This window comes from Bacillus sp. SIMBA_008, from assembly GCF_046535495.1.
In the GTDB taxonomy this organism is placed as follows: domain Bacteria; phylum Bacillota; class Bacilli; order Bacillales; family Bacillaceae; genus Bacillus; species Bacillus subtilis.
Map to the genome: position 1 here is coordinate 1 of NZ_JAWRWL010001398.1, position 230 is coordinate 230.

General features: G+C 68.3%; 1 protein-coding gene. It reads left to right on the forward strand.

The annotated features are described in order from the left end of the window. Nucleotides 1-230: siderophore-interacting protein (locus SB658_RS28065; RefSeq protein WP_410603886.1), on the forward strand; the 230-nt coding region annotated here is incomplete at both ends.

The following is a 230-nucleotide window of genomic DNA, read 5'->3' on the forward strand; positions in this document are numbered from 1 at the left end:
CCAGGGATGGTCCGCATCGTCTTCGCCGGCGACGGGCTCGAGGGCTTCCTCTCCTCGGGTGTCGGCGACGAGTATCTGCGGCTGTTCCTGCCGAAGACCGGCCACGAGGAGCCCGTGCTCCCCTCGCCGACCGAGGACGGCTACTGGGAGTTCCCCGACGGCGTCGACTCCACCGAGGTGCGCACCTACACGGTGAGGTCGTGGGATGCCGTGTTCGGTCGTCTCGTGAT